The sequence below is a fragment of the Streptomyces sp. NPDC004732 genome (genome assembly GCF_040609235.1).
Taxonomy (GTDB): domain Bacteria; phylum Actinomycetota; class Actinomycetes; order Streptomycetales; family Streptomycetaceae; genus Streptomyces.
On the sequence record NZ_JBEXJR010000002.1, the window covers coordinates 516,390 to 530,060 of the forward strand.

Here is a 13,671-nt window from a genome sequence, read left to right on the forward strand (position 1 = left end):
ACAAAAGAAGACTCAATATTTCAAAGGACCGTCGTGGCCACCGACTTCACGCCACGTGTCGCGCGCGCCCTGGCAAAGTGAGGTAAAAGGTCTGCAGCGAGGCCTCGGAGCCATCGATTCCGCCCCGCTCAAGGCAATTGACGACCTTCCCCAAGGGATTCCACACCCGGCCGTCCGGCATCCGGACGCCGACGGACTGCCCGAAGAATTTGCGCTGCTCGCCGTCGAAATCGATCCAGACGGCACCGGCCCGGCGCACGAGGACTTCCCCGACATAGGCGCCGAGCCCGAAGAGCGCCCCCGCGATCTCGCCGCGCGGACGGCCGCCCTTGCGGAGACCGTCGATGAGGTAGTCCACGACACGAAGGCTGACCACCGAGAAATCGAGCGGCAGCCGGTTCCGGGCGGTCACATGAGCAACGAATCCCCGCGCCTGCCCCCGCATCTCCCCCGCACCGACCACCTGTCTGTGTCTGTTCTCCCCGCTCATGACTCCACCCCTCCGCCTCAGCAGCCGAGGGCACACAGCGCGCCCTCCTCCTGCTAAGCGAAAGTCGCCGCTCTGCCATGACGGCTCAGAGCCGTGCCCCTTCTCACATAGATAACCGCCCTCTCCGTACAACCCTTGCCCCCTTTGAGGTGTCTGGCCACTCCTCTCTGGAAGACTGATTGCCGTGTCCAACTCATACGCACAACCCATCCTCAGGACGGCCGAACTCGCCGACGCGCTGGGCATCGTTGAACAGTTGCTCGCCCTTGCCGACACCAGCGACCTCGAAGTCGACTTCGAGGCGTTCGCCCGCTCGAAGGAGGCCGTGGAGCAGTTGCTGAACGTCCTCCCGAACTCTGATTCGTGGGCCGAGGAGGACGGCTACTGGCTGCGGGACTGGGGCAGGACGCCGGACGTCGTGCCGTCCCTCCTGGCCGCGGTGGGCGACACCCCCGCGGCGGTGCGGTGGGACTTCACCGGCTGGCCCGCAGCGCCCGAGGTGGGACTGGGAGCGGGCGGGACCAGAGGTGCGTTCGTGACGCTGTGCTTGAACGTCCGCGACCTGGATCTGACGGAACCCGCGGCCGACCACACGGTCTTCGTCCATGTGAAGCAGGTCGAGGCGGAACGGGCTCCCTGGCTGGCCGCCCGGGTCGGTTGCCAGGTGATCGGCGACCTCGTGATGGCTCCTCACTGAGCCCACCCCGGGTAGGGCGAAACAGCGGCACGCCACCGCCGGAGATACCAGCGGTGGCGTGCCGTGTGTCAGCAGAGGCTAATCAGGCGCAATTACCGGACGACGGATCGCATATTCCCCCCGAATTCGAGGGCGGCGACACGGAGTCCGCGACTCCGAAGGGGTCGAAGAAAGCGGCACCCATCTTCATGAGACCTCTCCCGACGCCGAAGCTCCGTATGTAGCTGTTGGACTGGGCGAACGGCATCGCGAATCCCGCGACTCCGAGGAACCGGCCACCGATCCTGGAGCTGACGCGTCCGGTGTGGGCACCGCCGGTCGCGCCGTTGAAGACCGGTGCGCTGTCGAAACCGCTGCTCGGGTGGAGCACGCGCACGCGAGGGTCGCTCGCGTAGTGCGACGCCACCGCTTTGGCCTGGTCCGCGCTCTGGGCGACATAGACCACGTTGTTCGTCTGCCCCTTCCTCTCGGGATTCATCTTGTTGTTGATGTCGCCCGCGAGCAACTTCATGGCCTTGCCGTCCTTGGAACTCGTCGCATCGAAGTCGAGGACATCCACGATGCTTCCGTTCTCGTACGAGACCCGAATGAAATCAGAGGTGGTTCCGTTGAAGCGTAGATTGCCGTCCTTGTCGGTGAACGATCCCGAGTCCGCAAGCAGCGGCTTCGTGTCGTCCTGAGCCAGGTACTGCTCACCGGTTCCCTTTCCGGAACCGTCCGAGAAGGCCCCCGCCTTCTTGAGGTCGTCGTTCAGCGCCTTCAGGGCGAGTTTGGAAGCGTCGTTGTCACCTGCCTTGGCAACGATGTGCCCGATCCCGTACTCGTCATAGATCGCCGACCGGCCGTCGGCGAGAACGCCGCGTGACAGGGCAGGGCCACCGCCGCCGCACGAATCCGCGATGCCTTCGGCACACGGCAGGTGCCCGTCGAGCTCGACGTGGGAGATGGGGTTTCCGCCGGTGAACGCGTACCGGTTGCCCGTCAGCGCGTCCGCGCCGAGCCTCATGTCGGCGGCGGCCCCGTTGTACATGTCCCGCGTAGTGAACCGGTTGAGCCCCGGGCTGTAGTCCCGGAAGCCCATGTCATACGTGCCCGAAGCCGCGTCCCAGCGCTTGGAGTTGAAGCGGTACGGGTTGTACGCAGTCTTCGCGGGGTCGCCCGCGTCCGGCTTGTCGATGCCGGTGAAGTCGGACGGGTCGTCGGAGCCGTACGCCGAATATCCGTACGTCGCCTTGGTGTCGCCGTCCTTGTCGGTGAGGGTCTCGACGTCCGTGTGGCTGTTGTAGCCGTAGAAGGCGGACTCGCCCGCCGAGCCGTCGGCCGCGTGCTTCACCTGGGAGAGGCGTTCGCCCCACGGCCCGTACTGGTAGGACTTCGTGAGCTTGCCCGAGACCTCCTCGCCGAGGACTTCGCCGGACGTGCCGAGGTAGGTGTAGTCCGTCGACTTGCCCGCCGAGTCCGTCCGTGAGGACGTGCGGTCCAGCGGGTCGTACGCGTACTTCGTCGTCTTCAGCGCGCCCGTCGACGTGTCGGCCCGCTCGTTCTGCCGCACCCGGTCGAAGCCGTCGTAGGAGTTGCGTTCGATGACCTTGCCGCCGACCGTCACCGAGTCCTGGCGGCCGAAGGCGTCGTAGGTGTGGGACGCCGTGACGCCCCCTGTCTTCGTCTCCAGGAGACGGTTCCGGTCGTAGCCGAACGTCGTCGTCTTGCCCTTGACCGTCTGCGAGACGACGTTCGCGTTGTCGTCGTGGACGTACGTCTCCGTACCCGCGCCGTGCCCCGTCCGCGCCGACTTGGCGAGGCGGTCCACCGGGTCGTAGGTGTAATCGGTCGTCGACGACAGGTACTTGGCGTGGTCGTCGGCGTTCATCTTCTTCGCCACGTCCTGCGCCTTGTTGCCGTTGGCGTCATAGGCGTACGCGTGGGAGGCGACCAGGGTGCTGCCGTCCGGCTTCTTCTCCGTCTGGGACTTGAGCGCACCGTCCAGGTAGTAGGTGTAGCCGACCGTGTTCTTGTTGGCCTTGGTCTCCGTCTTCCGCTCGCCGCGGTCGGTGTAGTCGTAGGACGTGACCTTCGGCGCGGCGTCCGACGCGGACTTGCCCACCGACACCGTCTTGACCAGCTCGCGCAGGTCGTAGGTGTACTTGGCGTACTGCTCGGGGTGGTTGAGCGTCTCCGGCTGGCCGTTCGCGTCGTACGTGTACGACGTGGCCTTCTTCTCCTGGCCCGCCAGCGCCTCGACGACCTTGTCGACCTGGTTCAGGCCGGTGTACGTCATCGTGTACGCGTCGACCTTCGTGCCGGTCGAGGTGTCGTCGATCGACGTCAGGTTGCCGTTGACGTCGTAGGCGTACGCGAAGCGCTTGCGCTCGGTGTCCGCGTCCGCCGAGTGGTCGCGGACCAGCTTCACCGTGTCCGCGGCCGCCTTCAGTTCGGCGTTCTCACCCTTCTTGTAGGTGTCGGTGCCGAGCTTGGTCCACTTCCCGGCCGCACCCTCCGCGTACGCCGTGTACGTGCCGGCCTTCGCGACGTTCAGCTTCCAGACGTGCGGCGACGCCTGCGTCCCCTTGCCCGTCCGCGCCTGCGCCCCGGACGCGACCAGCTCGTTCGCGCCGACCGGGACCCCGTCGTCGTCACGGGACTTGAGCTTGCCGTCGGGGTAGAAGCCCCAGCGCATGGTCCGGCTGGTCGAGCCGCCCGCCGACGTCAGCTGGCGCGCCGCCTGCTGGCCGAGGTCGTTGTACTCGTACGTCGTACGGATGTCCCACACGTCCTGGGCCGTCTTCACCCAGCCGTTGTCGTAGTAGCCGTACGTCGTGTCGTTGCGCGTCGTCTCGCCCGACGAGGGCGGCGCCGACACCTTCTCGACCCGGCCCACGGCGTCGTACGTCGTCTCCGTCCAGACCTTCTTGTTGTAGCGGGGGTCCTTCGGGTCGTACGGCTGGATCTGCCGCGCGGGGCGGTTCAGCGGGTCGTACGTCGTCTCCGCGACGAAGTCGTCCGGCTCGGCCTCCGTGGCCACACCGCGCGGCGTGAAGACCTTGATGCGGTTGCCCGCCTGGTCGTAGCCGAACTTGGTCGTGCGGACCGTGTCGGCCGCGTGCGGGGTCTCCACCACCGCGAGCGCGCCGCGTTCGTCGTAGTGGTTGACGGTCTTGTTCTTCTCGGCGTCCGTCGTCGAGACGACCAGGGAGTCCTTGTCGTACGCCTGGGTGACGGTGCGCCCCGCCGCGTCCGTGACCGCCACGACGCGGTGGTTCATGTCGTAGTCGGTCTTGGTCGTGTAGTCGTCCGGGTCGGTGGTCGCGTTCTTCTTCGGGTCGATGACGCGGACCGCGTTGCCTGCGCCGTCGTAGACGTAACTGACCTTGTCCCGCTTGGCGTTGACCACCGAGGTCAGCTGGTAGATCTCGTCGTAGTTGTTCGTCGTGACGTAGTCGTCCGGGTCCGCGGGCGTCGCCGTGCCCTTGGGCTCCGTCGTGGTCTTGAGGTTGCCGACGCTGTCGTACGTGTAGGCCGTCTTCCGTTCGCCGGAGGTGGCCGTGTCCTTCGGCGCCGTCGCCGACACGAGCTGGTCCGCGTCGTCGTACGTCGCCGTGGAGACCGCCCCATTCGGCGCGGTTGCCTTGGTGACGTTGTCGTTGGCGTCGTAGTCGGGCGCCGGGGTCGTGATGAACACGCCCGCCGCCTGGTCCTTCGGCACCTTCGACACCAGCGGACGCCCGAAGGCGTCGTAGGTCTGGGTCGTCTTCTTCTTCAGGGCGTCGACGACCTCGGTCACCTGGCCGCGCGCGTCGTACTCCGTCGTCGTGACCTTCGCGAGGGCGTCCGTCGTGGTGCGCGGATAGCCCGCGGCGACGAAGTCCCCGTACGCGGTCGCGTTGCCGTTGGCGTCCGTCGCACGCGTCAACTGGCCGTAGGAGTCGTACTCGTAGGACGTGGTGTAGTCCCCGTCCACCGCGGAGGCGACGCCCTTCGGGTCGGTGACCGTCTTCAGGTTGCCCTTGGCGTCATGGCCGAACTGCCAGACCCGGCTCTCCGCCGACGTCTTCTTGACCAGGTCGGCCGCATAGCCGTCCGCACGCGTCTTGTACTCGTAGCGGACCGAGTGGGACGGGAACCTGCCCGGCGCGCAGTCCGCCGCGGGCGGCACGCCTTCCTTGTTCTCCTCCGCCGAGCGCTCCCAGAGCGGGTAGCCGGTCTTCTCGTCGTAGCAGTACGCCGTCTTCGCCGTCATGGAGCCGTTGTCCTCCTCCAGGAGCGTGACGTTGTGCTCGCCGTCCCAGGCCAGCCGGGTCTGCCCGGACTTGGCATTGGTGATCTTGACCGGCCGGTCCTGACCGTCCGTGGTGTACGTCGTCGTGTGCTTCTCGGCGTCGGTGATCCTGGTCTCGGTGCCGCCGCCCGCCGCGGCGGCGTAGGTGAAGCCCGTCGTGGCGCGCTTGCGGTCCGTGATCGTCTTCGTCGACCAGCTGGACTCGGGTCCGTCGCCGTACTCCACGTCGGTGGCGTGGCCGCGGGGGTCGGTGACCTTGGTCAGCTTGGTGTTCTTGTTGCCCTGCGCCGCGTCGTACGAGAAGGAGAAGGCCTTCGGCTGTGCCGCGCCGTCACCGTCGGTGAGACGGCCCAGCAGCCCCTTGGCCGTGTAGTGGAAGGAGATCTTGCGGCCCGAGACGTCCGTCATGGACTTCACGTGGTCGTAGATCCTCGGGTTCCACAGGTCCTTGCCCGTGGCCTTCTCGCCCTTGTCGTCGATGTACTCGTAGGTCGCGTCGCCCGCCCGGTAGTACTCGACCTTCAGGGAGGTGCGGGCCGTCGGATCCTTGATCTCCGTGAGGAACTTGACGCGGCGGTTGCCGGAGTCGCGCAGCTCGTAGACGTACGTCTGCGTATTGCCGTTCTTGTCGACGACCGACGTCAGATAGCCGTCGCAGCCGATCAGGAAGCGGGTGCCGTCGGGGCGGGTCAGGGTCCAGGCGTCCGGCACCTCGGGGCTGCCCGTCCGGCACACCGACGTGACGTCCGGCTTGGCGGTGAGCCGGTAGTGGTAGCCCGCCGAGGGCTTCCAGCTCCCGTCGCCCTGCTTGCGGAACAGGTGCTGGGTGCCGTCGCCGTCGACGACGTACGCCTCGCCGGGCCCGGTGTCCGGATGGAAGTCGAGCGTGGCACCGAGCCGCAGGGGTCCCGCCGCCTGCGCCGACCAGCCGTGCCCGAGCAGGCTGTCGGAGGTGTCCTGCGCGTTGTAGGTGAAGCGCGCGAAGGTGTTGATGCCGCGGCCCGGGTTGCCGAAGGAGTTGTACGACCAGACCGCGTTGCCCGAGCCGAGGTTGCCCATCAGGGTCGAGCCCGCGCCGGTGTTCTTGCCCGTGTACGCGTGCTGCTTCTCCAGGCCCACGCGGTCCGCGGTCGGGTCCTCGACGGCGGTGGTCTGGGCGAGCCCGCCGATGCCGGGCTTCTCCGAGAGCCAGCTGTTGTCGGCCTTGTTGAGGATGTCCCAGGTGAGCGTGTATCCGGAGCGCCGGTTGCCGTCCGCGGTGTACGGCGACCTGACCGTCGCCTTGACGGTGGCGGACGCGCCGGGGGCGAGGGCCGGGACGTCGGCCTTCAGCTGGTTGTCGGCGGTCGTGGCGTCCGTGCCGTCGGGCAGGGTCCACTTGTACGACAGGGCGCGCTCACCCGCGGGCCAGGCCGCGGTCGTCGTGTTGGTGACCGTGACGTCCACCGGATAGGTGTTGTCCTCGGACATGCGGGTGGGAGTGTCCGGCGCGTAGTACGTGTCCCACGGCGTGGGTTCGGCGGTGATGACGCGCAGCTGCGGCCGCCGGGCCTCGTCGCGTGCCTCGCTCGACGCGAAGCGCACGGTTCCGTGGCCGCCCGCGGCCTTCAGGAGCACGCCGTTGTTGTCGCCCGGGCGCTTGGCCCACTGCCGGGTGAGCGAGGTGACGTCCCAGGCGTACGTGCCGTCCTGTTCCGTGGTGTCGGAGACGGCCGCGGAGGAGTCGCCGCCGCCCGCGCGCCACGGGGTTCCGGCGCCCGCCTTCTTCCAGGTGACGGACTTCTCGGCGAACTCCCGCCGCAGCGGGCCCAGTTCCAGGAGGCGGGGCCCGCCGCCCCCGGACGCCCACAGGCGCAGATCGGCCTGGAGGACCGTCGCCTTCTTGGGTAAGCCGGACGTCGGGATCCTGAGGGCCGCGCGGGTGGTGCCGTACGCACCGTCGCCCGACCCGGCGCTCAGCCACTTCCCGTTCAGGTTTGCGCCGGGCTCGGCGGCGGAGAGCGTGGCGTCGGACTGCCCTGCCCGCAGGACCCGCACCGTGTGACCGGCCTTCGGCACGCCCACCCGGCGCACCGGGGAGGCGAGGAGGCGGCCGTCCCTGGTCTCCACCAGGATGCGGTACGAGTAGCGGCGCCCGGTCTCCGTCGCGCTGTCCGCGCGCGTGGGCTCCGCGGTGGTGTCCTTGTAGGACGTCGCGCCCTTGCCGAGCGGGGCCACGAGGGTGGCGCGGGTGGGCTTGAAGCCGGGGCGGGTGGAGCGGTGCAGCTGGTATCCGACCGGTGCGTCGCCCTTGCGCCCGGTGTACTCGGGCCAGGAGAGCTCGGCGCCGGTGCCGTGCACCACGGTGGGGATGCCGAGGACGGTGCCGCCCGCGCCGTAGGTGACCTCGGGTTCCGGGGCGTTGTCGGCGTACTTCCTTGGTGGGGTGCGCGGGATCCTTGGCCGTTCAGGGGGTTTCCCACCCGTGTCCGCCGCCGACGCGCTCGCCCCCGCCTTCTCCGGCCGCACCTCGGCCGTCCGCGCGGAGGCCGCCTGGGGCAGCACGGCGCCCACCACTGCCGCCGCCACGAGCCCGGCGCCCAGTCTTCGATATCTCGTTCTCACCCTGTCGACCACCCTTCCGAGGTCTTCTTCCATTTGTCCGCACAGCGGAATTCGGGAGCAGTGCGGAATGCATGGATCAATCAGCGGCGAGAGTTCTACGCAGTTGTTCGACATCGCGTCAACCGACGTGTCATTACGGACAATCCGCGGGGCGAAAGGTCTGTTTTATCCGCGGCCTGGTGAATCGCCTTCACCGTGTTGTATAACCAGCCCGATTCAGCCAGGGGGCGGGGAACAGGGGTGGGGGAAGATGCAGAAGGAAGACTCGACCGGGAGTAGAGAATGGGTCGACTTGGGGGAAGTCGTCATTCCGGAAGATCCGGCCGATCCGACGGTGGTCGGTGAGATATCGAACCGGCGCGTGGTGGCCGTGGGCGGGGTGCTGTTGAGCATCTGTGCCGGGTTCGTGGCCTACGGCTTCCTCGGCGATGACGAGCCGGAGCGGCATTCCGTGCCCACGGCATCGGTGACGTACCGCATCACCGGCACAGGCACCGCCAGCGTCTCGTACCTCTCGAAGAGCGCCGGAGGGAGCGCCACCGTCGAGACCGGTGTCGAACTCCCGTGGCGCAAGACGGTGCGCGTGCCGCTCGGCAAGGACCCGGCCGTCAGCATCCAGCTCGGCGAGCAGGGCGGCGAGGCGAGCTGCGCCCTCGCGATCCGCGGTGAACACCAGCGGCGCGCCACCGCGTTCGGCGCCTACGGACGCGCGACCTGCACCGCGGAGCTACCGGCGGAGCGGGACTGACCGCCCGGCTCCGTCAGCCACGCCCCCGCGCCCGCCGCGACACCACGGCGCGCAGCACCCGGCGCCCCTCCATGGACACGTCCAGGGCCTGGCGCAGTCCGCCCGCCGGGCCCGCGCCCCGGTTGGAGAGGAGTTCCAGGATCCGTACCTGGCGGCGGAGTTCGGCGGCGACCAGCGGGGACGAGAGGGCGGACTGCGGAGAGGGCGACAGCGAGGACGTGCCGTCCGCGCGGCCCTCGCGGCGCGCCGCCACCGAGCGTGTGGCGCCGGAAGGCGCGGTGTCGAGGAGGCGGTGGACCTGGAGCGCGGCGACGGAGCAGCCGTCGGCCCACTCCCTGACCTCGGCGCCCGAGTGCCCGGCGGGGGCCGCGTCGAGCATGCGCCGGGTCAGCGTGACCGCCTCGTGGGACGCCCCGCCCCCGGCTGCCCGGTCGGCCGGTCCGGCGCAGGACCCGAGCGCCGAGCGCGCCTCGGCCAGCGGCCCCGTCCAGTCGCCGCCCTCGGCGAGGCTCGCCCACAGCGGCCGCAGCACGTCGTCGTCGCCGCCCAGCACCGGCACGCACCGGTCGAGGCAGGCGAGCCCGCTCGCCGCCAGGCCCCGCTCGTCGGCCTGCGCGATCAGCTCCACCAGGCTCATGCGTACGTCTCCCCCGTCACGGATCCCCCGTCACGGACCCTGCACTGACCCTTACTGCGTGCACCGGCCCGGGAACGTCACTGCGGAGTCACTGGGGCACGACGCCCAGCCGGTCGAGGAGGCGGAAGAAGAGCTCCTCCGCCGAGGGCTGCGCATCCGCGTTCAGTACGTCGAGCAGGGGGCCCGCGGGCACCGTCCTGCCCGCCTCCGCGGCCCAGGCCACCGCGCGCTGGGCGGCGTCGCGGGGCTCCAGGAAGTAGTCCTCGACGGTCAGTTCGGAGCCGCCGAGGTAGCCCGCCATCGCGCGCCGCGCCAGGCACGTCGTCCACGCCCCGCTCTCGGGCGCCGCCGCCTCGACGATCACGCAGGCGCTGTCCATGACGTACCCGAAGAGCGCGGGCGCGCCGGACTCCAGGGCCAGTGTGTTCATGTTGCCGACGTCGCGCTCGGCGTCGCTGCCGTCGCCGCCCGGCACCTCCCACACCTGCCACCCGCCGGGCCGCCGGTCCAGGAGGGTCAGTTCGTCGCGCAGGCCCGCCACCGCCTTGAGCTCCACCAGCGGCCGCTCGCTCCTGCCGACGACGTAATACCCCCAGTAACCCATGCCGCGTCCCCCCGCCGTGTTCCGCACACTCCGTACCGCAAACTTGTCTTTCGTGGCCGAATACACCACAGACACAGGCAAGTCCGCTACCGGAAAGCAGAAATGGCGCTATCGGACCGCGTCGGCGAGCTTCACGAAGTCGTTCCAGGCCAGAGTGGGTTTCCTCGGGTCCCAGAGTTTCTGGACGGTGGCCCGGAGCGGCATGCGGATGCCCGCCGCCACCTGCTCCTGGCTCTGGGAGCCCGCGAGGTCGCACCAGACCGCGAACGTGCCGCCGAGGATCTGGTCGTCGTACCGCTCGCTCACCGGCCGCGTGCCGCGGAGCACCAGCGGGGTCCAGCTCTCGTAGATCCGCTGCCCGGTCGGATAGCGGAAGGTGTTGGGCTGCCCGAGGACGTAGTAGAGGTACTCGTCGTTGTAGTTGACGACCTTGCGGCCCGCCTTCAGATACTCGTCGGGCTCGCGCGCGCCGATCTCCTTGCCGGTCCAGTACGCGACTTCGAGGTCGTCGGCGGCCTGCTCGGTGCCGCCCCGGAAGAACCCGTCGTTCCAGGCCTTCAGCTTCTTGTCGAACGGGCGCACGGTGTCGGCCCGGTCGTTGAGCCAGCCCGTCGCCAGGTCCTGGACGCGGCCGTCGGCGCCGTAGCGCTCGCGGGCCGCGGCGGCCAGCTGCGGGTAGGACGCCTCGGGGTTCTTGACCGTGAGGGCGCGGTATTCGTCGGCGCCGAGGTGCCAGTACGCGCCGGGGAACAGCTCGGCGTACTCCTTGAGCAGGTCGTCGACGATCTCCGCCGCCGCCGGTTTCGAGATGTCGACGGCACCGCGCGTGGCGACGCCCCGGGAGTCGCGGAGCTGGAGGGAGGGGTGCTGGCGGGTGACCGCGCCGAGGTGTCCCGGCGAGTCGATCTCGGGGACGACCGTGATGTGGCGGCTCTCGGCGAGCTTCAGGATGCGGCGGACCTGGTCCTTGGTGAGGTGGTCGGAGGAGACGATCTCGGGGTGCGATTCCGACTCGATGCGGAACGCCTGGTCGTCGGAGAAGTGCAGGCCCAGCTGGTTGTACTTCAGATCGCCGAGCTCACGGATGCGGTCCTCGATCCACTTCAGGTCGAAGTGCTTCCTGGCGATGTCGATCATGAAGCCGCGCCGCGGTTTGGCCGGGCGGTCGCGCACGACACCCTCGGGAGCGGTCCGGCCGCCGCTGACCTCCTGCTTGAGGGTGCGGGTCCCGTAGAAGACACCGGCCTGGGCGGACGCGGCGATCCGTACGTGCTGGCCCTTCACGGTGAGGGTGTACGACTCGGCGCCACCCTTGTCCGTGTCCTTGCCGCCCTTATCTCCCTTGTCGCCCTTGTCGTTCGTGAGCGCCAGCTCCACGTCGCCCTTGCGGGGGTCGGACTCTCCGCCGTACTTCAGCTTCAGCTCGTCCGCGAGCAGCCGCCCCTCGTCGGCGAGGCCGCCGTCACCGACGACGACACGGCCCTTGCCCTCGGCGGGTCGCCAGCCGGGGCCGCGGGCCGCGGTGTGCTCGCGCACGGCGGGGATGGTGGCGGGGGCCTTGGAGAGCGCATAGCTCTTGGCGGGACTCGCCGAGGGCGACGCGGCGGACTTGCCGTCCGACGGCGACACCTGGGCGCCGCCGCCGTCGCCGCCGGGCCAGAGCCCCACGGCAAGCACCACCGCCCCCGCGACGGCGACTCCGCTCGCCGCGACGACGGGGCCGCGCCTCACCGGTCACCTCGCACCGACGAGCGAGCCGAATCTGAAGTCAGAGCCGAATCCAGAGCCAGAGCCATACCGCCACGCTACGACGCCCCTCCGCGGGCGGCTCGTCCACATCACGAAGCCAAACTCTCCCATTCGGGTGAAATTCGCTCACTCGTCGGACAGCTGACAGCACGCCTCGATACCGTTGTGACACCCCCACACCCGCACCGCCCCACCCTTGCCGCCCCCTGCCCAGGAGCGCACGCTGCACCCGCACCAGTTGAACTCCGCCACCCCGGACGCGGCCGAAGCAGTCCTCCTCACCTGCTGCGGCAGCCGACGCTGGGCCCGCCGCGTCGCCGCCCACCGGCCCTATCCCGACCTGGAAGCACTCCTCGCGGCCTCCGACGAGGCGGCGTACGACCTGTCGGACGCCGACCTCACCGAGGCCCTGGCCTGCGAACCTCTCAATGTCGTGCTCCCCCATGCCTCCCAGGTCCCGCACCAGGGCGCGCCCAGGACCGGCCACACCGCGGCCCACACCGCCCTGCACGCCGCCCATGCCGCATACGAGAGCCGATTCGGACACACGTTCGTCATCTGCCTCGACGACGTCCCCGCGGACGAGGCACTGGACCAGTTGCTCGCCGGAATCCGGTCACGCCTCGGCAACGATCCGGAGGACGAGCGCGCCATCGCAGCCGAGGAGCTGCGCCGCCTCGCCCGCGGCCGCCTCGCCCGGTTCGCCTTCGGCAACACGCCTGGCCACACCACGGGTCACACCACCGGACGCACCCGGGGGACACGCCGCACGGGAGAGCCGATCGCAAACGCGTTCCGATAGCCCGTACGTGCCTGTTTGATTGCCTGTTTGATCACACCTGCGGACCCGGGGCAGGGCTACCGACAACTCGTCGATACGATGACGAGCGGCCGGTGGACCGTACCCGGCCGGGCCCGTCCGACCACCCAAGCCGGCTGGCCCCAATCCCCGCTCCCGGAGGGTTCTGCCGTGCCGGCTGGAACGCTGTACCGCGGCCGGGAAGGAATGTGGTCCTGGGTGGCTCACCGAGTCACCGGCGTCCTCATCTTCTTCTTCCTGTTCGTGCATGTGCTGGACACCGCTCTCGTCCGCGTCTCCCCGGAGGCGTATGACGATGTCGTCAGCACCTACAAGACGCCGATCGTCGCACTCCTCGAGTACGGCCTGGTCGCCGCCATCCTCTTCCATGCGCTCAACGGCCTGCGTGTCATCGCCGTCGACTTCTGGTCGAAGGGTCCCCGCCTCCAGAAGCAGATGCTCTGGACCGTCGTCGGCATCTGGCTCGTCCTGATGGTCGGGGCGCTCTACCCCGTCCTCGGCCACGCCGTCCGCGAAGTCTTCGGGAGCTGATGCCGGACATGTCTGCTGACACCACGCTTGAGAAGTCCGGAACGTCCGGTATCGGACCCGTCGAGGGCGCATCGCTCTACGACTCCGACAACCCGGCCCCGGTCATCGAGGCGCCTCGTAAGCGCACCTCCAAGACCCCGCGCTCGACCCGCGGCAACTTCGAGATGGCCGCATGGCTCTTCATGCGCCTGTCCGGCGTCGTCCTGGTCGTCCTCGTCCTCGGCCACCTGCTGATCCAGCTGGTGCTCGACGGCGGTGTCTCCAAGATCGGCTTCGCGTTCGTCGCCGGTCGCTGGGCCTCGCCGTTCTGGCAGGTCTGGGACCTGCTGATGCTGTGGCTCGCGATGCTGCACGGCGCCAACGGCCTGCGCACGGTCATCAACGACTATGCGGAGCGTCCGAACACGCGTCTGTGGCTCAAGGGCCTGCTGTACACCGCCACGGTGTTCACCATCCTTCTGGGCACGCTGGTGATCTTCACCTTCGACCCGAACATCCGCTAAAGCCGAGGCGAC

At 69.1% G+C, this 13,671-nt stretch carries 10 protein-coding genes; 5 read left to right on the top strand and 5 right to left on the bottom strand.

The genetic code is table 11. From position 1 onward, the window contains the following. Window positions 1–46 precede the first annotated feature (46 nt). Window positions 47–445, bottom strand: a complete 399-nt coding sequence (locus ABZV77_RS06975; RefSeq protein ID WP_356252348.1) for a hypothetical protein — start codon at window positions 443–445, stop codon at window positions 47–49. Window positions 446–674: 229 nt separating this feature from the next. On the opposite strand from ABZV77_RS06975, the gene ABZV77_RS06980 reads away from it, so the two are divergent. Continuing rightward, a complete protein-coding gene (locus ABZV77_RS06980) occupies window positions 675–1,187 on the top strand; it encodes a hypothetical protein (RefSeq protein WP_356251279.1) in 513 nt (170 codons plus the stop codon). 82 nt (window positions 1,188–1,269) lie between these two features. Here the strand turns inward: ABZV77_RS06980 and ABZV77_RS06985 are convergent, their stop codons facing one another. Further along, on the bottom strand, window positions 1,270–8,067 hold the full coding sequence (locus ABZV77_RS06985; protein ID WP_356251282.1) for a DNRLRE domain-containing protein: 6,798 nt from the start codon (window positions 8,065–8,067) through the stop codon (window positions 1,270–1,272). A 250-nt stretch (window positions 8,068–8,317) separates the two neighbouring features. On the opposite strand from ABZV77_RS06985, the gene ABZV77_RS06990 reads away from it, so the two are divergent. Further along, window positions 8,318–8,815 (top strand): hypothetical protein, encoded by a 498-nt coding sequence (locus ABZV77_RS06990; protein ID WP_356251285.1) that lies wholly within the window; start codon window positions 8,318–8,320, stop codon window positions 8,813–8,815. 13 nt (window positions 8,816–8,828) lie between these two features. On the opposite strand, the gene ABZV77_RS06995 is transcribed toward ABZV77_RS06990, so the two are convergent. The 3 genes from ABZV77_RS06995 to ABZV77_RS07005 all read right to left on the bottom strand — a co-directional run bounded on the left by ABZV77_RS06995 (window position 8,829) and on the right by ABZV77_RS07005 (window position 11,787). After that, window positions 8,829–9,452 (bottom strand): hypothetical protein, encoded by a 624-nt coding sequence (locus ABZV77_RS06995; protein ID WP_356251288.1) that lies wholly within the window; start codon window positions 9,450–9,452, stop codon window positions 8,829–8,831. An 88-nt stretch (window positions 9,453–9,540) separates the two neighbouring features. After that, complete coding sequence (locus ABZV77_RS07000; RefSeq protein WP_356251291.1) at window positions 9,541–10,056, bottom strand: hypothetical protein; 516 nt, start codon at window positions 10,054–10,056, stop codon at window positions 9,541–9,543. Between the two features lie 108 nt (window positions 10,057–10,164). Beyond that, window positions 10,165–11,787, bottom strand: coding sequence for a glycoside hydrolase family 20 protein (locus tag ABZV77_RS07005; protein WP_356251293.1), 1,623 nt, complete (start codon window positions 11,785–11,787; stop codon window positions 10,165–10,167). 241 nt (window positions 11,788–12,028) lie between these two features. On the opposite strand from ABZV77_RS07005, the gene ABZV77_RS07010 reads away from it, so the two are divergent. The 3 genes from ABZV77_RS07010 to ABZV77_RS07020 all read left to right on the top strand — a co-directional run bounded on the left by ABZV77_RS07010 (window position 12,029) and on the right by ABZV77_RS07020 (window position 13,659). Further along, window positions 12,029–12,607: a 2-oxo-4-hydroxy-4-carboxy-5-ureidoimidazoline decarboxylase gene (locus ABZV77_RS07010; RefSeq protein WP_356252350.1), complete on the top strand. Its 579-nt coding sequence runs from the start codon at window positions 12,029–12,031 to the stop codon at window positions 12,605–12,607. Window positions 12,608–12,775: 168 nt separating this feature from the next. Then, complete coding sequence (gene sdhC / locus ABZV77_RS07015) at window positions 12,776–13,156, top strand: succinate dehydrogenase, cytochrome b556 subunit (RefSeq protein ID WP_356251296.1); 381 nt, start codon at window positions 12,776–12,778, stop codon at window positions 13,154–13,156. An 8-nt stretch (window positions 13,157–13,164) separates the two neighbouring features. Continuing rightward, complete coding sequence (locus ABZV77_RS07020) at window positions 13,165–13,659, top strand: succinate dehydrogenase hydrophobic membrane anchor subunit (RefSeq protein ID WP_150171318.1); 495 nt, start codon at window positions 13,165–13,167, stop codon at window positions 13,657–13,659. Window positions 13,660–13,671 lie beyond the last annotated feature (12 nt).